At 47.1% G+C, this 20187-nt stretch carries 23 protein-coding genes and 1 tRNA gene; 7 read left to right on the top strand and 17 right to left on the bottom strand.

The window, feature by feature from the left end; all coding sequences use genetic code 11:
* Positions 1–43 precede the first annotated feature (43 nt).
* From QUB06_RS21575 to QUB06_RS21535, 9 genes are all read right to left on the bottom strand, one after another.
* Positions 44–193, bottom strand: a complete 150-nt coding sequence (locus QUB06_RS21575) for a hypothetical protein (protein ID WP_333286115.1) — start codon at positions 191–193, stop codon at positions 44–46.
* Positions 194–223: 30 nt separating this feature from the next.
* Positions 224–418: a hypothetical protein gene (locus QUB06_RS21570; RefSeq protein WP_333286226.1), complete on the bottom strand. Its 195-nt coding sequence runs from the start codon at positions 416–418 to the stop codon at positions 224–226.
* Between the two features lie 246 nt (positions 419–664).
* Positions 665–2110 (bottom strand): xylulokinase, encoded by a 1446-nt coding sequence (gene xylB, locus QUB06_RS21565; protein ID WP_333437002.1) that lies wholly within the window; start codon positions 2108–2110, stop codon positions 665–667.
* A 21-nt stretch (positions 2111–2131) separates the two neighbouring features.
* The gene (locus tag QUB06_RS21560) at positions 2132–7261 is read right to left on the bottom strand and encodes a PAS domain S-box protein (RefSeq protein ID WP_333437001.1); all 5130 of its coding nucleotides are present in this window, start codon (positions 7259–7261) and stop codon (positions 2132–2134) included.
* Positions 7262–7545: 284 nt separating this feature from the next.
* The gene (locus QUB06_RS21555) at positions 7546–7923 is read right to left on the bottom strand and encodes a hypothetical protein (protein WP_333437000.1); all 378 of its coding nucleotides are present in this window, start codon (positions 7921–7923) and stop codon (positions 7546–7548) included.
* Positions 7924–8097: 174 nt separating this feature from the next.
* On the bottom strand, positions 8098–9177 hold the full coding sequence (gene ygfZ, locus QUB06_RS21550; RefSeq protein WP_333437009.1) for a CAF17-like 4Fe-4S cluster assembly/insertion protein YgfZ: 1080 nt from the start codon (positions 9175–9177) through the stop codon (positions 8098–8100).
* Between the two features lie 87 nt (positions 9178–9264).
* On the bottom strand, positions 9265–9648 hold the full coding sequence (locus QUB06_RS21545; protein WP_333436999.1) for a hypothetical protein: 384 nt from the start codon (positions 9646–9648) through the stop codon (positions 9265–9267).
* A gap of 141 nt (positions 9649–9789) precedes the next feature.
* Positions 9790–10980: a transposase gene (locus QUB06_RS21540; protein WP_333436998.1), complete on the bottom strand. Its 1191-nt coding sequence runs from the start codon at positions 10978–10980 to the stop codon at positions 9790–9792.
* Positions 10981–11191: 211 nt separating this feature from the next.
* A tRNA-Val gene (locus QUB06_RS21535) sits at positions 11192–11263 on the bottom strand.
* A gap of 72 nt (positions 11264–11335) precedes the next feature.
* On the opposite strand from QUB06_RS21535, the gene QUB06_RS21530 reads away from it, so the two are divergent.
* Both QUB06_RS21530 and mazG read left to right on the top strand, forming a co-directional pair.
* Entirely contained in the window at positions 11336–11926 is a 591-nt protein-coding gene (locus QUB06_RS21530; RefSeq protein ID WP_333436997.1) for a metal-binding protein, read from the top strand.
* A 6-nt stretch (positions 11927–11932) separates the two neighbouring features.
* Positions 11933–12760, top strand: a complete 828-nt coding sequence (gene mazG / locus QUB06_RS21525) for a nucleoside triphosphate pyrophosphohydrolase (protein WP_333436996.1) — start codon at positions 11933–11935, stop codon at positions 12758–12760.
* 108 nt (positions 12761–12868) lie between these two features.
* Here the strand turns inward: mazG and QUB06_RS21520 are convergent, their stop codons facing one another.
* Positions 12869–13270, bottom strand: coding sequence for a helix-turn-helix domain-containing protein (locus QUB06_RS21520; RefSeq protein ID WP_172192721.1), 402 nt, complete (start codon positions 13268–13270; stop codon positions 12869–12871).
* A 180-nt stretch (positions 13271–13450) separates the two neighbouring features.
* On the opposite strand from QUB06_RS21520, the gene QUB06_RS21515 reads away from it, so the two are divergent.
* The gene (locus QUB06_RS21515; protein ID WP_333436995.1) at positions 13451–13834 is read left to right on the top strand and encodes a hypothetical protein; all 384 of its coding nucleotides are present in this window, start codon (positions 13451–13453) and stop codon (positions 13832–13834) included.
* Positions 13835–13962: 128 nt separating this feature from the next.
* Here QUB06_RS21515 and QUB06_RS21510 read toward each other — a convergent pair whose 3' ends face one another.
* Positions 13963–14448 carry an allophycocyanin subunit alpha-B gene (locus QUB06_RS21510; RefSeq protein ID WP_333063958.1) on the bottom strand — a complete coding sequence of 162 codons (486 nt, stop codon included), beginning with the start codon at positions 14446–14448 and terminating at the stop codon, positions 13963–13965.
* A 96-nt stretch (positions 14449–14544) separates the two neighbouring features.
* Positions 14545–14907 carry a hypothetical protein gene (locus QUB06_RS21505; protein WP_333436994.1) on the bottom strand — a complete coding sequence of 121 codons (363 nt, stop codon included), beginning with the start codon at positions 14905–14907 and terminating at the stop codon, positions 14545–14547.
* 23 nt (positions 14908–14930) lie between these two features.
* Between QUB06_RS21505 and rlmD the strand changes: the two genes are divergently transcribed.
* The 3 genes from rlmD (at position 14931) to QUB06_RS21490 (ending at position 17235) form a co-directional block, all read left to right on the top strand.
* Positions 14931–16343 (top strand): 23S rRNA (uracil(1939)-C(5))-methyltransferase RlmD, encoded by a 1413-nt coding sequence (gene rlmD / locus QUB06_RS21500; protein ID WP_333436992.1) that lies wholly within the window; start codon positions 14931–14933, stop codon positions 16341–16343.
* A 149-nt stretch (positions 16344–16492) separates the two neighbouring features.
* Positions 16493–16912, top strand: a complete 420-nt coding sequence (locus tag QUB06_RS21495; protein WP_333335268.1) for an element excision factor XisH family protein — start codon at positions 16493–16495, stop codon at positions 16910–16912.
* Positions 16900–17235 (top strand): XisI protein, encoded by a 336-nt coding sequence (locus tag QUB06_RS21490; RefSeq protein WP_333436991.1) that lies wholly within the window; start codon positions 16900–16902, stop codon positions 17233–17235. The genes QUB06_RS21495 and QUB06_RS21490 overlap by 13 nt, the downstream gene beginning before the upstream one ends.
* Positions 17236–17342: 107 nt before the next feature.
* Here the strand turns inward: QUB06_RS21490 and QUB06_RS21485 are convergent, their stop codons facing one another.
* From QUB06_RS21485 to QUB06_RS21470, 4 genes are all read right to left on the bottom strand, one after another.
* Positions 17343–17651: a type II toxin-antitoxin system RelE/ParE family toxin gene (locus QUB06_RS21485; RefSeq protein WP_333204986.1), complete on the bottom strand. Its 309-nt coding sequence runs from the start codon at positions 17649–17651 to the stop codon at positions 17343–17345.
* Between the two features lie 26 nt (positions 17652–17677).
* Positions 17678–17938 carry a type II toxin-antitoxin system ParD family antitoxin gene (locus QUB06_RS21480; protein WP_333436990.1) on the bottom strand — a complete coding sequence of 87 codons (261 nt, stop codon included), beginning with the start codon at positions 17936–17938 and terminating at the stop codon, positions 17678–17680.
* 99 nt (positions 17939–18037) lie between these two features.
* Entirely contained in the window at positions 18038–18481 is a 444-nt protein-coding gene (locus tag QUB06_RS21475) for a hypothetical protein (protein ID WP_333436989.1), read from the bottom strand.
* Complete coding sequence (locus QUB06_RS21470; protein ID WP_333436988.1) at positions 18474–18827, bottom strand: hypothetical protein; 354 nt, start codon at positions 18825–18827, stop codon at positions 18474–18476. The genes QUB06_RS21475 and QUB06_RS21470 overlap by 8 nt, the downstream gene beginning before the upstream one ends.
* A gap of 7 nt (positions 18828–18834) precedes the next feature.
* Here QUB06_RS21470 and QUB06_RS21465 point away from each other — a divergent pair, with 7 nt between their 5' ends.
* Entirely contained in the window at positions 18835–19095 is a 261-nt protein-coding gene (locus QUB06_RS21465) for a helix-turn-helix domain-containing protein (RefSeq protein WP_333436987.1), read from the top strand.
* A gap of 63 nt (positions 19096–19158) precedes the next feature.
* Here the strand turns inward: QUB06_RS21465 and QUB06_RS21460 are convergent, their stop codons facing one another.
* Entirely contained in the window at positions 19159–20145 is a 987-nt protein-coding gene (locus QUB06_RS21460; protein ID WP_333436986.1) for a DUF1848 domain-containing protein, read from the bottom strand.
* Positions 20146–20187 lie beyond the last annotated feature (42 nt).

Below are 20187 nucleotides of genomic sequence, written 5' to 3'. Positions count from 1 at the left end.
CTGCCAGCATTTTCATTTTGAAGGAGATTTATTGGTAATATTTTTACAGCCTCTGAGAACTGACATTTCTCAAAGTTCTGTTCAGAAATAATATCAATTCCGGCAGTAAGGCCGGAATGATATCAAATCCGCGCTGCGAAAGTCGGGCGTAAAGTCGAATCCCGATGCCAACAAATAATTGCTCAATTTTCATTTTTTTGACTCCTCCTTCTACAGTCAACAGTCAACAGTCAACAATGATAAGGAGTGCAACCGGAATCGATATAATTTCTCTTTTGTTTTCTCCGTTAACTTCTCTGTAAACAGAAACTTTAAAATCTCCTTCAAGTTTTAGCACATAGTAGATAGAGCTAAGAGTGGTATATTTAGTATAAAATAGTTTGTAAAAGGAATTGAAGTAAGAACTTGAGGAGACAATACCACTCTGACTTAAGACAACTTTTTTTCATCTTCCTGGTAGTTTATAGATGCAGATTCATTACACTGTATGTATAAATCAGAAGCAGCGGCTGATTTGGGAAGATTTATTCCACTTACTATATTGATGTAATATGTACCTATTATGTTAGTAAAGTTTCTTCTTTTATTAGACTGAAATTAAGCAGTCTTAGCTTAAGAATAATTTGTAGATAGCTTCTAGCACGCCCTCCTTGAGGCATAAGTCCTATCCGATTTTTTTAAGTTGTGGATAAAGCGATTGATATCGCATCCAAGCCTCTTCTAGAGTTGGCTCAACTGATTGGGGAGTTGCAGCAAGCGTTGGTGTGGCTGCCAGTTTGATGGTGTCATTAGCATCTGCGTATACGCCAATTCCGATACCCGCCAGTAGAGCAGCACCACGGGCGGAAGCCGCAGCAACTGTAGTTGCATAGAGGGGTATTCTCAATACATCAGTCAGTAATTGTTTCCAAGGCATTTCTGCAGTTCCACCGCCTGCTAAACGCAGTTCTGTCGCTTTAAAACCTGTTGCTTCAAGTGCCTCAAAACCTTGTCGCAAGGCAAAAGCAACTCCCTCTAAAGCTGCCCTCATCAGGTGCGCCTGTGTGTGATGCAGTCCAAGCCCCACCCATGCCCCACGTACATAGGGGTCGAGGTGTGGAGTTCGCTCACCCGTGAGGTACGGCAAAAATGTCAACCCTTCACATCCTGGGCGAACAGAAAATGCTTTAGTATAGACTTCCTGCCAGCTCAAGCCGAGGATTCCTCGCACCCACTCAAGCGCTAACCCGGCATTTTGCATTGCTGCAAGGCTGTACCACTGGTTAGGTACGGCGGCTCGATATAGATGTGTGCGACCATGACGATCGATAATTGGTTGCGATCGAGGTGTAATGATTTGAGCGCCTGTGCCGATCGTTAGTTGAACCAATCCAGGCTCTAGTAGTCCGTTACCAAGTGCCGCCGCTGCGGTATCCGCAGCACCAGCGATAACGGGTAAGCCAACAGGTAAGCCGAGATGCTCTGAAGCAACAGTTGTTAGGTAGCCTGCGATCGCACTTGAGGGGATAATTTTTGGTAAGCAATCATAGCGTAGATTCAGGGCCCAGATTGCATCCTCTGCCCAGTTATCCGACACAACATCGTAAAGCAAAGTACCGCTAGCGTCAGATGGTTCTGTTGCGACTTCTCCAGTCATCCGTAACCGCAGCCAATCTTTTGGCTGAAGTGCCCAACGCGCTTCGGTGTAGACAGTAGCCTCGTGTTCTCGTAGCCACAACAAAGTTGGACCCGCCATTCCAGCCGTAATCGGGTTGCCCAAGCGCTCTAGAATAGCTGCATCGATCGAATGATAAGTGTTAAGCGTGGCAAAGGAGCGAGTATCTGCCCAGAGGATAGCAGGGCGCAGGGGCTGACCCGACTCCGAAGCTAGCACAACGCCGTGCATTTGCCCTGAAAGTCCGATCGCCTGTACCTGATCAGCGTGATTTCCCACTGCCTTCCTAACAGCCTCGCCAACAGCTAACCACCAATCTTCTGGTTCCGACTCAGCCCATCCAGGGTGGGGTGCATGAACAGGATAAGAGCTTGATGCTTCACCTATAGTGGTTCCGTCTGTCGCTAGGAGCAATGCCTTAGCAGAGCCCGTTCCTAAATCTATACCAAGTAGCATGATAGTTAGTCCTCAAATCATTCAGTGTCTTAGCAAACGGGCGATCGCTTTTACCAATTCCTCTGGTTCAACAGGCTTGGAGATATGCATCCCAAATCCGGCAGCTAAGGCTTGCTGCTGATTGATCTCTCCAGCATAGGCAGTAAGTGCGATCGCAGGAATCGTGCCTCCCTGTTGAGGTGACCACTTTCTAATTTGCCGAATCAAGGCATAGCCATCCATCTCTGGCATCCCAATGTCACATAAGAGTAGATCGGGGAGAGATTGATTCAGAAGGGCCAACGCCTGTACCCCCGAAGCCGCTGTGGCAACTTGTGCACCAGACTGCATCAGGGTGAATGCTGCCAACTCCCGCATATCTGCATCGTCGTCCACAACCAAGACCTGAATACCTGCTAAGTCTGCCGCACTTTCTGGGTGCCTGTCATCAGAAGAGGATTCCGGTTCTACGAGGTTTAACGGTAGCTGGATGGTAAATGTAGCCCCTAAGTTCTGTCCTAAGCTGTCTGCTTGAACGGTTCCTCCATGCAGTTCGGTAAAATGACGGACGATCGCCAGCCCCAATCCCAATCCGCCAAATTGTCGAGTCGTTGTCCCATCTTCTTGACGGAAGTAGTCAAACACATGAGGTAAGAAGTCTGGATTGATGCCTTTTCCAGTATCTTGGACTTGAATCTGAGCATAGGTGCCAACTTGCTCTAGTTGCACCTCGATTCGTCCTCCGGCTGGGGTGAATTTCACGGCATTGGAAAGGAGGTTCCAGACTACCTGTTGGAGGCGATTCGTATCACCTGAAACCGTTCCTGAAATAGGATTAAATGTGGTCTGGATTTGAATGTGTTTGGCATCGGCTGCCAGTCGTACCGTTTCCAGGCCGGCTTCAATCGTTGCTGCTAGATTCACACTCGCGACGTTTAACGTCATTTTTCCTTGCAGAATGCGCGAGACATCCAACAAATCCTCAATTAATTGCGCTTGCAGCTTGGCGTTGCGTTCGATCGTTTCTAGGGCTTGCTGGGTTTTTGTGGCATCGAGTCGCCCAGTTCGTAGCAATTTTGCCCAGCCCAGAATCGGATTCAGGGGGGATCGCAACTCGTGGGACAATACGGCTAAAAATTCGTCTTTAATTCGGTTAGCGGCTTCTGCTTTTGCGCGATCGCGTTGAGCCAATCGGTACAAGTGAGCATTGTCGATCGCCAAGGAAGCACGACGTGCCAATTCCTCTGCCAGTTGCAAATCTGCTGAGGTATACCGTCGTCCAGATTCGGCTGAGATAAAGGAGATGACTCCTAGAATTCGTGCCTGAGTTCGTAGTGGCACCGTCATTACAGATCTGAATCCAACCTGCCGCAGCATCTCTAAATGCTCTGAATCAAGCGCTGCCTGTACCAATAGTTCATCGGGAATATCCGGCACAAAATCAGATTGCCCAGTTCGCAAGGTGTATGCAGCACCGCGAGGGTCATCCGGGTTCAGCGGATACTTTTCTCTAATCTGATATGCCCATTCCAGCTTGGCAGGGTTGATGTGAGCAACTGCAATCTGCTCGATCGCACCATCCTCTTCTCTCATGTGAATCGTACACCAGTCCGCTAATTCCGGCACTGTAAGCTGCGCGACTTGCTCTAGAGTAGTTGGATAATCAAGTGAGGATGCAAGCACCGCACTTGCCTCAGAGAGAAAACGTTGTGCACGTTCTAACTGCACCCGTTCTGTCACATCTACCACATACACGAGAATGCCTTCGACCTGACCATTTGAGTTAACAGTTGGAAGATAGTAAACGTTGTAGTAACCGGGACGGCGATCGCTGCGTCCGGGAACATTCACCGCAAAGTTGGGTGAAATGAAAGGATTCCCTGTGGCGTAAATCTGATGGAAGACTTCAACTAATTTGGGATCGGATTGACCAAAAAGTTCTGGAATTGAATAGCCTAAGTGTTGCTCGCGGGTTAATCCATTAATTTCTGCTAATGCTTCGTTAATGGCAATAAATCTCTGCTGTGCATCTAACAGGGCAAGTCCAACCGGAGACGTGTCAAAAATAGTTGCCAGTTGGCGCTGTGCGGCTTCGGCTTCGGATCGTGCAAGACGCTCGCGTTCTAACAGTTGTTCTCGTTCTTGTTCTGCATACTTGCGCTGCGTCACATCCAGCACCAGCGATAACACCGAAATCATCCGTCCCGATTCGTCCCTGAGACTGGAGTTATACCAGTCGCAATGCACAATGTTGCGATCTTTCGTGTAATTGCGGTTGTATGAAAAAATATGGGGTTCTTCACCATAGACCAGCCGTTGGCAGACTTCTGTCACCGATTCGAGGTCTTCCTCAAAGACAAAAGGTATCTCTGTTAAAGATTTGCCCAGAATTTCTTCGGCTTTCCAGCCCAAAATGCGCTCTGCACCAGCAGACCACCGAATGATTTGAAAGTCTCGATTCCATTCAACGACTGCCATTGGAGAGTTTTCAACATGGAAGTTGAGCTTTTGTAGGGCTTGACGCAACGCCTCTTCTGCTTGCTTGCGTTCTGTGATATCAATGACGACACCGATCGAGTGCTTGGGATTTCCCTGAGAATCATAAGTAAACTGTCCTCTCGCTTCCACCCAGTGAATGGAGCCATCAGGCCAACGCAGGCGATGTTCATGGTGATACTCCTTCTTGTCTGCTATGGCTTGCTGAAGTTTTGCATTGGTTTGTGCTAGGTCATCAGGATGAACCCGACTTGCCCAAACCTCATAGCAGGGTTCGGACTCATTGGGTTGCAGACCGAGTACCATGAAATGTCCTTCTGACCAAAGCAAGGCATCGGTCTGCATATCCCAGTCCCACGTTCCCATGCGTCCGACCTTCAGCGCCAGTTGCAGATGAGCTTCACTTTCTCGCAATTCCTCTTCTGCCCGCGATCGCTCCACGGCTAGCCAGGTTTTTTCAGCAATTCGCTCCATCAGCACCACATCTTCCTCCGTCCAGTGGCGAACAGAGACATGGTGCAACACCAACAATGCGACAAATTTCCCCTCTTTCACCAAGGGAACACATAGCAGAGACTTGGTTTGGATTGCATCGAAGGCAGCCGCCCCAACTCCGGCAGTCCGAGAATCGCGATCGACATCATCCACGACAATTGTTCTGCCCTGTTTTAATTCAGCAATGAGTTCAGGGCCAAACGAATCTAGGTGATGTCTACCCACCACGCTGATTACACCATTGCAATAATCGCGATCGACAATGACATATTCCTGCGTTGGATCAATTTCGCCGTAGGTACAGCGAGTGACACTAAAGTGTTGCCCTGTAGCACAAACCACCTGCCACATAATTTCTTTGGGGTCTTGAATGGCACGAATCCCCTCATTCAATTCGATTAGGAATTGTTGAATTTCTTCTTTCTGCAGGAGGTTCTTGAGCAGTTGTTCAATTTGTTGCCTTGCCCGCACCTGGGCTGTCACTTCAACGTTATAAATCAACACGCCTTGAATGGTTCCCTCTGCATCCCGCCAAGGCGGACAGATGCAGTTGAAAAATCCCTCTTCCAACACACCATCACCGTTTTTATCCCAGTAAGCAGGCGATTCATTCCGAATAAATGTTTCTCCCGTCCGGTAAACGCGCTCAATGACATCAAAGTAAATTTGCCCCTCTAGTTCCGGGAAAACATCCCGCATTGATTTCCCGATCATGTCTGGAGTGCGCCCAGTCCCTTGCTGATAGGTTGGATTGGCAAATTCATACACAAGATCGGCACCTTTAACAATTCCTATCATGGCCGGCAATTGCATCAGGATGTCATGCAACCGCTTGCGTTCGCTTTCTGCTGACCGTCGGGCAGATTGTTCTCGTTTTAAAAGGCGATCGCGCTCTGCTTCGATCTGTTTGCGTTCTGTGATGTCAACCGAAACGCCAACCATGCGAACTCCTCGCCCCGTTTCATTCAGATAAACTTGTCCCTGACTGTTGAGCCAGCGTATAACGCCGTCTGGACTAATTACCCGATACTCCTGTGCGTAGGACTGTTCGACTGCAGTTGCCCGTTGGGCTGCTTGGATCACCCGTTGTCGATCGTCTGGATGAATGAGTGCAAAAAAGTCTTCTCCTGTGCCTTCATGAAAACCCCAAACGTCTAGAGCATTAGCAGAACACACCACTCGATTGGTTTTTAAATCCAGCTCCCAGACCACCATCTGAGCCGCCGTCAGTGCCAATTGCAGGCGTTCTTGGCTCTCTCGTAATGCTTGTTCAACTTGTTTGTAATCAGTCACATCACGAGCAATACTCAGTACGGATGCAACAGAATCATCGCTGGCAAATTCAGGGACAATACGTGCCTGATACCATCGAATACTATTTAGAGTCGGAAACTTAAATTCAATCGTTTGTTCCTGCCCTGTTGCAAAGACTTGCCGTAAAATATCATGCCAAAAACGATAGAGGTCTTCTGGCATTCCTAGCTCAACATTGGTTTTGCCAACAAATTGCTCTGAGGGAATACCTGTTGCCAGTTCTACAGAAGGGCTGACATAAATATGGCGAAACTCTGCATCAATTCTGCTAATAATGTCTGGGGCATTTTCCGCCACCATCTTGAACTGTTGCTCTCGCTGCTGCAGTTCCAATTCCAATCGCTTGCGATCGGTCACATCCCGAAAATAAACGGCTACCCCTGCTGTAGAGGGATAGGCATTTGCCTCTATCCAACGCTGGACAGATTCCCCAAATTCTTCCCAGGAAACAGGAACCTGTTCGATCGCTGCCCGATGTAGTTCCCGATAGGCAATTCCACCGACCAACTCAGGAAAAACCTCGTTCCAAACGTGCTTTCCCAGTAGCTCTTCTGGCGTTTTGTGCAGGATTTTAGCCGCCGCCCGATTCACGTAGGTGTAGCGCCAGTCGCGATCGAAGGCAACAAAAGCATCCGTAATGCTTTCAAGAATCGTTGCTACCTTGCGCTCAGTTTCTTGGGCTGGGAACAACTGTTCGCCTTCAAGAGTGCGGGCAAAGCGTTCAATGACTTCTGAGCGAGAAATTCCTCGCCTGTGAGCCTCTTTATCGAGCGATCGCCATGCTGTATTAGTCAGAGATACGCTCACTCGTTGTTTCATCTCCGAGTTCCAATTGCTAACAAACTTGCCTGTGGCGTCGCGCTTCATGAAGATTTATCCGTATACATACACGGTCTTCTCCATTGAACCTGAGTTACTCACTCAGGAGAATCTGCCTTAAGATAGATGCTTTGGCGAGAGGGAAGATAGGCAAGAATGACATCAATCAATATTGCGCTGTACTGGCTGCTGATTTCTTAGGGGTCTAGGATTCTAGCCTGTTTAGGTGATTGGTCATGCGATCCCGTTTGAGATCAAAAGAAAACGGGATTGCATTTTCGTGCATACAGCTATTTTAAGAAGTTGATATTTCAAAACTGGATGCGAGTGAATTAGTTGGCTCGATCGCTGCTACCTCGCTCTGCCGCTTTTTCTACTGCTTCCCGTGCCGGCGTAACTGCTTCGCCCACGTTATCTTTTACCGATTCTATAAATTTTTTGGTACTGGGGGCAATGGGTTGATCGAGATTCAGCTTTTCTCGGATATTGTCAAGTACACCACTGGCATCCTTCTCTGTATCGCTTGTTGGCTGGCGATCTGGACGGGCACCTTCGTAAGACTTAGCTTCAGCGGTTAAAGGTGTAGCGATCGCTTGCATTTTGTTGCCCGACAATTCCAATTCGGAGCTAAAAATTAGCGCTATTCCTACAGCAAAGATTATTCCTACTCGCAGGCAAGTTGTAACTAAGCGCGATGTAAACTTTTTCATTGAAAAACTCTGTTTTTTCTGTGACGACTGTTATACAGAATAATTGCTGTTGTTGGTTGGCAAATCTATCTAAAGATAGGACTTGATGTCAATTTATGGTGTTAGCATCCTTCCCAAATCAACCTCAACAAAAAAGTTTTTGGCGCTGTGGCGTCAACAGGCGACCGATCGCAACTACGAACTCAAGAAAGGTACATTTACTACTTCCCCTGACACCGATCCGACTTGCACTTTCAGCCCTTCGCCCCCCGCTTTTGTGCGGATGTAAGCAAGACCAAAAAAGCCGGATTCAGTTTCCGTAAAACTGGTGAGTTTGCCGACTTTTTCTTCTCCGATGGTGACTGCTGTTCCGGGTTCAACCGCACCGCTCAAATGCACGCCCCAAAGTTGCTGTTTGACTCCTTTGTAGGTGTTCAACCGGGCAATTGTTTCTTGACCGATGTAGCAGCCTTTGTCATAGGTAATCGTGTGTAAAAGGCGGGCTTCTAGAGGGTTGTAATCGTCTGTGAGTTCAAAATCGGGTGTGGGGCGTCCTTGTTCGATTCGCAGTTGTTCCCAAACTCGATCGCCCATCGGTACGGCCCCAGCTTTGACTAACTCATGCCACAAGTTGGCTGCATCGCAAGCTTGTGCAATTAACGTGTATCCGGGAGTCGCTAAACCGCTACCAACCGCAACTCGAACCCCCCCTTCATCCCCCCCTTGGTAAGGGGGGGAAAGAGGGGGGGTTTTTATCAATTTGTGAGTAGCGTAAGGTTGATTTTCGAGTTCGGTAACTCCGATTTTTTCTAATAGTTGAGTGCTTTCCGGGCCGAGGACACTGAAAGCAACAGTTGTATCGGTTAAATCTGTTAACTCGACGCGATCCATTGGGAAAATATAGCGATCGAGTAATTCCAGCAGTTGCTGGCGGCGGTTGGCTGAGACTAGCAGCAGTACGGCATCTTCTGTAGCGTAAGCGGTGGCGAGGTCGATCGTGCGGGCGGTGGATGTGACGAAAACGGTGTCGCAACCTTGACCGGGTTTGAGTATATTAAAGTTATTGGTACTTTGATTGTGCAAGAACCGCAGGCGATCGCTGTCTGAGATTTGAATGCGTCCCCAGTGAGTGCGATCGTACAAAGCCACACTTTTTTTAGTTGCTGCGATCGCTTCTGCATCGTTACCAAAACTTACTGGCACAATTTCTTTGGTTGTTAACTCTGCAAAAGTAGCACCAGCCGCTGCTTGAATGTCGTGCAATTCTTGAATCAGCATAAAATTTAGTTGACTGTTGAGTGTTGACTGATGACTGATGACTGTTGACTGTTAACTACTGCTTTCCTGTCAACTGACAACTGACTATTTGCCCAAATTGGCGAATATTTCTTGTATTAATTGACTGGCTTTGGCATCAAGACGATTCCAATCTACATCGCCCGTGTCATCGTCAATCAAGCTAGTGTCAATTACGACTTCCTGGCTTTGGATTTGACTGTGGGCGGGCTGGTAGTTGACAAAGCAGACTCGATAGCAAAGTTCCCAAATATCGACACATCTTTGCTCGCCTTGAAGCTCTAAAATTAGTTGATAGCCCGGAATTGGAATCTGCACTTGTTGATAAGTGCCCGTCCAAACTGACTCCTCTAATTGTTTGCGGATGTTGTCGATCACTCGGATCATCGCTGGCTGCATGAGCAGTTCAGCTTGCTGCCACGCGATCGGGCTCGTTATTTTAGGCTTCATATACAGGGTTCTCAAAAAGAAAATCAATAAATTAATTTTCTAGCATTGGGTGCCAACTTTTGAGACATCCGCCCCAGAATGTTCAATTTAGTCTTGACAACTCCCTGTCCTAAAGGAGCAGGGATTCTTGGTTCATTGGGACTACTCATGTAGCTTGCCCTCCCCAAAATTCACTGCGATTTGCCCAACCGCTGTATATCCACGCTGCAATACTACTTGCGCGGCTGCAACATCTCGATTTGTTTCATAGCCACAGGTTTGACATTTATGCACTCGTTGGGATAACTCTTTTTTACCTGTATGGGTTTGACATAATGGGCAGGTTTGACTTGTTCCGTTGGGGTCTACTTTTGCGAAGTATGCACCTCGCTTAAAGCAAACATGGCTCAATATATTCAGGAACTGACCAAACCCTGCATCAAGCGTGTGCTTGCTCAGCCTTCCGGCTGACATTGCTTTGAGGTTCAAATCCTCAGCAAATACTGTGTGGGCTGCGTTGCATAAATGATGAGCGGTCTTGAAATGAAAGTCTTTGCGACTGTTCGAGATGTATTCGTGGTGCTTCGCTATTTGGTGATGAATTTGACGAAACTTTCTAGAGCCTTTTTTCTTGCGCTTGAGTTGACGTTGCAGCAATTTCAGCTTGCGTTGTCCATCCACAAAGAATCGAGGTCTATCAATCAATTCACCATCAGAAGTTGCCAAAAAATGTTTTAACCCTAAATCAATCCCTAATCCATGTCCTGAAGGTGAGGCTTGAGGTACTTTGATATCACATTGCAAACTGAGCATGGCATAGTAGCCAGAAGCCCTCTTAACAACGCGAATTTGCTTAACCTCAAACCCTTGAGGGATTGGACGCGACAGGTGCATTTTAACTAACCCAATCTTGGGCAGGTTGACCCAATCGGCACCATCAAACTGTTTAACGGATTCTAGATTCAATTGAGGGAACACAAATGAGCGCATCCGCTTTTTAAATCTAGGAAAACCGTGTCCTCGTTCCCACATTGCCACAAACGCTGCCTCTAATTGGCGCAACGCCTGCTGCAAGACATGGGTGTGAGGCAATTTCAACTCAGGAATTAACTTCTTTGCTTGGGCCAATGATTTGCATTGGGCTGCAAAGGTTGGACGCGGTGCATCATCCGGGATAATGTATTCCTGCTTAATGCTGCACGAGTTGATATCACACTTACGAGAATTAACCCAATCTTTTCGTTCTCGCAATGCAAAGTTATAGACCTTGCGGCAAATATTGAGCCACTGGTCGAAAGTTTGGCGTTGCGTATCGGTAGGAATGAGCTTGTACTCGTAGGTGAGATTTAACATAAAACAATTGTAGAGCAAGTCTGAACAAACAGCACTGCATTTATTCAAAATCCTCTTCGGAGAAATTCAGAACCGAAAGTCCCCCTAAAAGGGGGAGGCTTGTATCCCATTGTTTTCTGTCACCCAATTCAACAGTCAACCCTCAACAGCAACAGCCGTTCTCGGCTTGACGGCTAAAAACGGCTGAAACTGTTGATATTGAGTTATCGGATGGGTAATGTAGGATTTGAACCTACGGCATCCTGCGTGTAAAGCAGGCGCTCTACCACTGAGCTAATCACCCAATTGCACTCACCGGGATTTATCATATCACAGTAACTCAGAAAGATCAAGTAAAAAAAATCCTAAACTTTAAATGCCCTCTGGCCGCACCCACGATCAAATAACCATGTGGAGTTTGCCCTTGGTGGCAGCCCTCACCTTTGGCCAGACTCAGAGCAGCAACCTGACTTTGCTCGTTTCCGGCAGCTTCTTATTCGGCGGGCTGATGTTTGGCCCCGACTTGGATATCTACTCTTGCCAGTATCAGCGCTGGGGATGGTTCAAACCGATTTGGCTCCCGTACCAAAAAAGCCTGCGCCACCGTTCTTTTTTGTCCCACGGCCCTCTGATCGGCACTGCTTTGCGAATCTTGTACCTCGCTATCTGGATCGCGGTTCTCGGAATCGTGGGATTGGCAATTGCCGAAAAAGTCGGAAACTTCGGCTGGAATTGGCAGGATGTGGTTTTGAGTTACGGGCGATCGATCTGGGAACACCACATCGAAATTTTAGCCGTTTACATCGGTCTAGAATTGGGCGCTATGAGCCATTATCTGAGCGATTGGGGCGGCTCGGCTTACAAAAGATTCAAAAAGAAAGGATTAAGCGGGTTGCGCCCTCCTGGCACAATTAAGAGGCGCAAACGCCAACCTCCCCGCCGCACTTCCAGCAAATCTAAAAGGTAAATTATTATGTCTAATTCTGAAAGTCGATCGCTCACAGCACTCAAAGAACTTATAGAAGTTGTGGCCTCATTGCGATCGCCAGACGGCGGATGTCCTTGGGATTTAGCTCAAACTCCCCAAACTCTAATTCCTCACATCATCGAAGAAGCTTATGAAACCGCCGACGCGATTCGCAAAGGAGATAAAGATGCGATCGTCGAAGAATTGGGCGACTTACTGTTACAGGTAATTCTGCAAGCTCAAATTGCCAGCGAATCCAATCAGTTTACCTTCGCCGAAATCGCAGCAGGCATAACAGAAAAACTAATTCGGCGACATCCCCACGTCTTCGGCGATGTCGAAATCAACAGCGTCGATGAAGTCAACGAAAACTGGGAAAAAATCAAAGCAGCAGAAAAAGGCACAACTTCGGAAAAGCCCGCAACTTTAGCCTCGAAAATGAGCCGTTATGCCAGCACTTTGCCGCCGATAACCGCCGGGATGAAAATCTCTCAAAAAGCTGCGGAAGTGAGTTTTGATTGGGACAGTGTAGACGGCGTTTGGGATAAATTTCACGAAGAAATGGCAGAATTTGAACACGCTCTCAAACACGAGGATAAGGCAGCGCAGCAGTCAGAATTGGGAGATATTATGTTTGTGTTGATTCAATTAGCTCGCTGGTACGGTTTAGATCCGTCGGCTGCTTTGCAAGGAACAAACGATCGGTTTGTGCAGCGGTTTGCGAAGGTAGAGGCTGCGTGCGATCGACCTTTGTCAGATTATGCCCCAGAAGAGTTAGAATCTCTGTGGCAGCAAGCTAAAGCTTTAATAGCTAAACAAAAGGGCGCTGAGTAATCAATCACCGCAGATAAACACAGATAAAATCCCATCCGCGTTCATCTGCGTTCATCTATTGACATCTGCGGTTAAAAACTCCCAATCTAACTAAATATCAGCAATCAACTACTCATAAAGCTTCGCGTCATTGTACGGCGGATGTTCGCAGGCGATATAAAGCGCATTTGTCGGTTCCAGGGCTTCCCCTGTCACCGGATCGATCGGCTTGAGCACAAAGCATAACAGAGAGAGCGATCGCCAATCCAAATTATCCAGCTTCCCGCGTTCGTAACGGTTGACTGTTGCCGCACTGATACCCACATCTTTAGGTACGGGTTGATTTGTAGCTGTGAACAGCGCCTCTTCATATCCCTTAGTTTTGAACTCTGTTTCGCTGACAGACCAGCCTGTTGTCTGTCTTGCTGCTTTTAAAATCTTCCCCAAACGCATCCGCCCCGTTTCAGTGAAGCGAACGGGACGCAATTCCTGCTCTTTGTCTACCACAGCCTTGTTAGAGAGTCCTGACATTTTTCCCACCTACGTTAACTCTCAAACTAGCACAGCATCAATGATTGAGGGTTCACGAGCAACATCTGAGCTTAAGAAGTTTAAATTAAGTTTTCTTGCACTTGTGCAATAAGAGTCTGATATAGTAATATGTAATTGACTCTAAACAGAACTTGCCTCTCAAGCCCTGAGTATACAGCCATGACAGCACTATTTCGCCGCATCCAACCCTCGAAAAAGCTCCGCATCACCGTCAGGTCGATCGCCCAACTGCTCAAAATCAGCCAAAATCAAATTAAGCGAGTCGAATCTTGGGCTTTCGTGGTTTTTGTGCATCGGCGGGACAGAGGCGGACAATTTATCTCGTACCGCAGGCTGGAAGAATGGCAAAATGCGATCGCCCATCATATCCAAACCTGCCCCAGCCTTTCCGAACTCTCGCAGATCAAAACATCCATTCACTACGACAGCCGGAAATTCAAAAAACAATTTATCCCAAAAACACTTGACTTTTTAAATCAAATGTGCATTGAAAAACAAGACGAACTCAACATCTGGGAAAGCTTAAACAGCATGGCTTCCTAGCAGAAATGAGGCAGATTTCCTTGCCAAAAAACAGAAGCGAAACATTTGCGAGCAATTGCGAGATAAAATCACCCCAAAAATCACCCGCGAATGCTCCGCCACATTCATGAAAGCAATCACCAAAGCAATTAAGACATTGCTTGAGCGATATAATCAAAATAAGGAGCTGCTTCCTTAGCATCCTCCTGATTGAGCAAAGCCAAAGAAGCTTCCTTCAAACAGCGGATAGCTTCGACCATGCCAGGAACAGGAACGCCCAGAGAATTATACATTTCCCGAACGCCAATCAAACCGATGCTTTCGATCGGCTCCTTGTCACCCGCCAAGATACCGTAGGTAATCAGGCGCAAGTACCAGCCGTAGTCGCGCAGACACAAAGCCCGTTCGCGCTGGCCGTAAGCATTACCTCCGGGGGAGATAAAGTCAGGGCGTTTTTTCCAGAGTTTTTTGCTAGCTTCTTCAACAATTTTTTTCTCACTGTCAGACAGCGCAGTAGCAATACGCACCCGCTGTTCTCCGGTTTTAAAAAAATCTTTGATGCTTTGAAGTTCGCCGGTACTGGGATAGCGAAGTTCGTCGTCGGCTTGGAGAATTAGTTGGCTAACTACGCTCATTGTTATTCAAAAGAATTGAGGATATTTGAGAGTAAGATTAATTGACATTCTCATCCGTTAAAGATGAGATTCTTGGTTGGGCGATTTACTTTGCTTCTAACATTTATCAACATTAGAAGTAGCGGGTAAATCTCCGCAAACGTTATGCTTGATGTTCAAGCCAGTTTCCCTGTGTTCCAGGGTACTGCGGGAAAAACTCAAAAACTGCGAGTAAGAGTTTTGATGTCGGCAGACACTTTGACTGTTTAACGAGTTTTTGCTACCTCGCCCCAACAGCATATCGCACAGGATCGATCGAGACAACTCACGGCAGGCTTGACTTGCAGGTTGAAGCTCGGCTTTAGCAGCAAGACGTTCAGCAGCAGGAATACAGCCTGCTATTGAGCTTGAGTGCGATGGATGGAGCCCCGCTTCGCTACGACTTATCTCAGGAAAGAGAGAGCGATATTGCATTACCATATTAAATCCTACCACGACTACTTGTGACCAAATCTAAATTCCCGACCCCAAACTCGACGAAATTGGCAAACCCTTGCCAGCAAGGTCAACTGATTGAGATAGAGATTACCGACTTGACAGACACCGGCGACGGAGTTGGTCGTTTTGGTGAGTTAGTAGTGTTTGTGCCCGATACCGTGACGGGCGATCGAGTCCTTGTCCGCCTCGTGCAAGTCAAATCCACCTATGCTACAGGCAAGCTGGACACACTTCTGGAAGCCTCGGAACACCGCATTCGAGCTAACTGCATTGTCGCCGACAAGTGCGGTGGCTGTCAGTGGCAGCACGTAGATTATCAATATCAGCTTGCAGCCAAGCAAAATCAAATCATTCAAGCCTTAGAAAGGATTGGCGGATTTAGCAATCTGCAAGTTGATGAAATTTTAACTGGAAAAATCGAGGGATTTCCCCAATTTTTGGGATACCGCAACAAAGCGACTTATCCCGTGGCAATATCGGCAACAGGTCAAGTCCAAGCAGGTTACTATCAAAAAAGCACCCACAAATTAGTCAATCTCAATCAGTGTCCGGTGCAAGACCCGCGCCTCAATCCTTTGTTAAAGGAAGTCAAAGAAGACATCCACTGGCGCGATTGGCCAGTCTACGACGAAAAGAAACATACAGGAGAATTGCGTCACTTGTCCTTGCGGATCGGACGGCGCACTGGCGAGATGCTGCTAACTTTAATAGTTCGCACTGGAGAGTTGCCGGGACTCGAAGAGCAAGCATCAGAGTGGCTGAAACAATATCCTCAACTGGCAGGGGTTTGTTTGAATATAAATCCCGCTCAAACTAATGTGATTTTTGGTACCGAAACTCGCTGCATTGCGGGCCGTTCTTATCTGCGAGAAAGCTTTGCTGGGATGAATTTTCAGCTAAGGGCTGATACTTTTTTCCAGGTCAATACTGAGGCTGCTGAAGCTTTGTTAGAGGTAATTGTAGGCGAATTGAATTTGCAGGGAAACGAGGTTTTGGTTGACGCTTACTGCGGAATTGGTACTTTTACTTTACCCCTGGCAAAACAAGTAAAAATAGCCATTGGTTTAGAAGTGCAACCGGCGGCGATCGAACAAGCCCAATTAAATGCTGAGTTAAATGACGTGAGAAATGTCGATTTTCAGGCGGGAACTGTAGAGAGTTTGCTGCCTTCCTTGGGATTGACACCGGATATTGTGCTGTTAGATCCGCCGAGGAAAGGTTGCGATCGCGCGGTTTTAGAAGCTATCAAGGAAATCAAACCAAATCGCATTGTTTATGTTAGCTGCAAGCCTGCTACTTTGGCTCGCGACCTGAAGATTTTGTGCGAAAATGGGGATTATAAGTTAGCGCGAGTGCAGCCGGCGGATTTCTTTCCTCAGACTTCTCATGTTGAGTGTGTGGCGTTTTTGGTCAGGTGAATGAAAGGGCGATCGGTTTTTGGGAATGAAAGCGCGATCGCGCTTATTTGATTCTTGGCATTTTGGTTGAGTGTTATAATACTATTAGTGCTAAGTTTTTAAGTGCGTGGGTTTGGAGAGAATGGAAAGTAGGTCTTTGAGTAAAGTCTATGTCGGCTAGGGATGTTTTCCATGAGTCTGTGAAATCCGCTCTCATGAAGGATAATTGGGTGATTACTCACGATCCGCTGAGGCTAAAGTTTAGCGAAGACGATCGGCTCAGGATTGACTTGGGGGCGGAACAGCTTTTAGCCGCAGAGCGAGGTGTGCAGAAGATTGCGGTGGAGGTTAAAAGCTTTCTGAGTGAATCAGCTATGTTTGATTTCCACCTAGCCCTCGGTCAATTTTTGAATTATCGACTAGCACTCAGAAATTTGGAGCCAGATCGATCGCTCTATTTGGCAGTTCCCATCGCTGCCTATAATTCATTTTTCTCTCGTGCTTTGCCCCAAGCGGCGATAGCTGAGTATGATTTGAAGTTGTTGGTATACGACCCCACGAATGAGGTGATTGTGGAATGGATCGATTAACTAAATATCGGCAGATTGTTCGCACTTTCCTGATGGAATATAGCAAGACTAAACCTATCAATGACGGCAGTGAAATTCAGGTATTATTTGACACCGAACATGACCATTATCAAATAGTAGACTTAGGTTGGGACGGTCACAATCGGATTTATAGTTGCCCGCTCCACTTAGATATCCGAAATGAAAAAGTCTGGATTCAACGCAATCAAACCGATGAACTGATTGCTGAGGAGTTAGTGCTGATGGGTGTGGCGCGGGAGGATATTGTTTTGGGGCTTCAGCCTCCCTATGCAAGGCAGTTTACGAGCTATGGTGTTGCTTAGGCTGTTGCGATCGCCCTTATAATGTCTTGTCACAAGGGCGATGGCGTTTTTTTAATGAAGGTTATTGAGGCTTTCCCTCCTCCTTTTCATCCATTGATATATTAAATTCAATCATCAGCATCGGCGAAGAGGGCGGATAAATCTCGATAACCACTGACAACTCGAAAGATTTCTACATTTTGTCCGATCGGCATATAGAGGATGAGATAGTTGTCTATGGAGAGACTGCGAAGCAATGGTAAAATTTCGTCTCTTTGTCGTCCAATATTGGGAAATTGAGCAATTTTGGCGAATTTAGCGTCAAGATTGCTTAAAAAGCGATCGGCTCGATCGAGTCCCGATCGACTGGCGATGTAGTCTGCAATTTGCTCGATGTCTTGAATTGCGGGTTGAGTGAGGCGAAATTTGGGACTCATGTTTCTTTTGAACTGTAGCGCGATGCCTACGGCTGGCTACGCCTACGCAAATTAGCTCGAATTTGTGCCATTGCGGTTGCACCGTCTACGACTTCACCGCATTGGGATGCTTGCTGACCAATCAGTGCGTCTTGTTGGAGTTCTTGCAGTCGTCCTTGATAAATGTCTTGCTGTTGTTCGAGTAGTTTAATGGCTGCAAGGATAACGTCGATCGCGCTGTTGTATTTGCCGCTGGTGAGTTGGCGCTGCACGAGGGCTTCGACTTCAGGAGGCAAAACAATTTGCATGGTGTTTGAGAGGAGGGGTGTTGATTCTATTGTAGGCGATCGCCCTAAGCTTGATTTTCGCAAGTCTATCGAATAGCGATCGCGCTTAAATTTACCTCGCTATACCTCAGCAGCTTGTCGGTCTTTTTGAGATTCTAGCCAACGTTCGTAGGCTTCCCTGTCGCCACCGAATCCATCGATCGAAACCTGACGATCGGGCATTGGTTTGAGCGCTGCATCGATCGGATTGTAGCGACAATAGCAGATAACCACCATGCCGAATTCGCTCGAACCACTTTCAGGAAGGTTGGGGGTGTAGGTTTCGACTCTAGCAACTTCCCAATCACCTGTTTTGTAATGGGTACTCCAACCGTGGAAATTGGGTTCGTGTTCTGCTTCAACCCTGACAAACTCGGTTGGCCTGTATCCTGGTTGCGGGATCGGGCGATCGGAGGAATCGAAGTATTCAGCAAGGATGCGAGTCAGAGAATGAGTGTGGGATAGCATTCGATCTTCCCATCCCGGTTGCCGCCCTTCGGCTCTAAAAACAATGTATTTACGCATCGTCATCATCCTGTTCGTGAAATGGCTTAGGAAATTCTGTTTTACCATCGAACACGCAATCGGCTTTCAAGGTGTCACCCTTAAGTTTTTCTATCCTCTTGAGTGTCCATCCATATTTAGTTTCCATTTCGTAGCAGTATTCATCATCGGTGGCTGCGTGACGAGAAATATTCTCGTCTGGGTCATAACGCAACCAAGCTGGGTTTTTTGGCATTATTGTTATTACTCCGAGTGTTGAGTTGACAACATTGGGGAAATCGTTTTGCTGCAGTGCTGCAATCACTGCATCAAAGCGTACCTGAGATGATAAACTTGTTTTTGGCGGTACGTCAATATGACGCGCCAATATTTTAATGAAAAAAGACACAAGACCCCAAGAGAGTGCATCACCGATCGAGGCTTTGAGGATTGAGCGAACAAAGCTATCTCAGGCTGAATTTGCGGTGCATTGCGGGATTCCGCTGCGTACTTATCAGCGTTGGGTTTCGGGTGAAACCGAAGCAAAACCAACACCCCGTCAGTGGAAAGTCATGATGCGGGTATTGCAGATTCAATCTTTTGAGGAGGTTCCTGATGATTTTGGCCCGATTAATTCGACAGGGGATGAAGATTAGGTATTTGTCTTTTGGGTTAGGGGCGTGAGCCTGCTTCATGAGATTTTGATCGGTTCACAGCTTTTACTCAAAGAGTGTTCCTTGAATAGCCACGGGTAACTGTACAACAGATGTTTTCTCTTTCTTGCGGTGTTCTTGTGTGATTAGGTCAACCCCTTGTAATGTTGGGGGTCGCCAAAGTATTGAATCATCTGGGTCGTGGTCGCGCATCCGTTTCAATGCGGTGTCGCGACTATTCGTAGCATAGCAATAGCTACATCCAAAAACGCAGGTTTCATAAGCACCGATATCCACGGACTCAACACAACCGCAATCCTGTCGAGTAGGAGCAGCCTTGAGACGACTTTCTCTATCAGGTCGCAGCATCCTAACTATATCAATATCAATGCAGTGGGCTTTTTCAATACTTTCTCCTGCCAGATTATCATCACAGCACGAATACAACTTAATTCCCCGTGCAGCGGCAATATCATGTAATTGCTGAAGCAGTTGGCGTTTCTCCTCTAGACAGGGGCGATCGAACTTTACGTTGTACTTTTGTGCCACTTTCCCTAAGTTGCGCTCTGTTTTGCCGTAGAAATCGACAAAAGAAAAGTAACAGCGCCGAGTGTAGCCTTCCAGGTGGCGACTGAGGAAGTCAAACTGCTCTAGATGGAAAGAAGGTGGAGTCAAATCGCTAAGTACGATGGGGTCATATCGCCACTGGACTCGATCGGCAGAAAGACGCTGTGAAACTTGCTTAAAAGTATCGATCGATACCGCAAGAGGCGGATTGCTGCCCTCTATTGCTTTTGGATAACCAATCATGGTGAAATGAAAATAGAAGCAGTAACCGCGATCGGTCAGAAAATCTAGGTGTGGCAGCAAAGGCTTGGGATTGCGAGTCCAAAACACAATAGCTAAGCAGTCTTCCGGTTGAAGTGAAACGCGGTAAACTTGCCTGCTAAATGGGTTTAACCAATGGCAAAAACCTGCTCGAATGCGGTTGAGAAACCACTTCGAGTAGAAGGCGGGAATATCAGTTCGACGACTGGCACTGATAATTTTCATTGGACTTATGCGCTTGACACCTACAATTATTATATCGCACCT

The sequence above is a fragment of the Microcoleus sp. D2_18a_D3 genome, from assembly GCF_036702455.1.
Classification (GTDB): Bacteria; Cyanobacteriota; Cyanobacteriia; order Cyanobacteriales; family Microcoleaceae; genus Microcoleus.
This window is presented reverse-complemented; position numbering and strand designations above follow the sequence as displayed.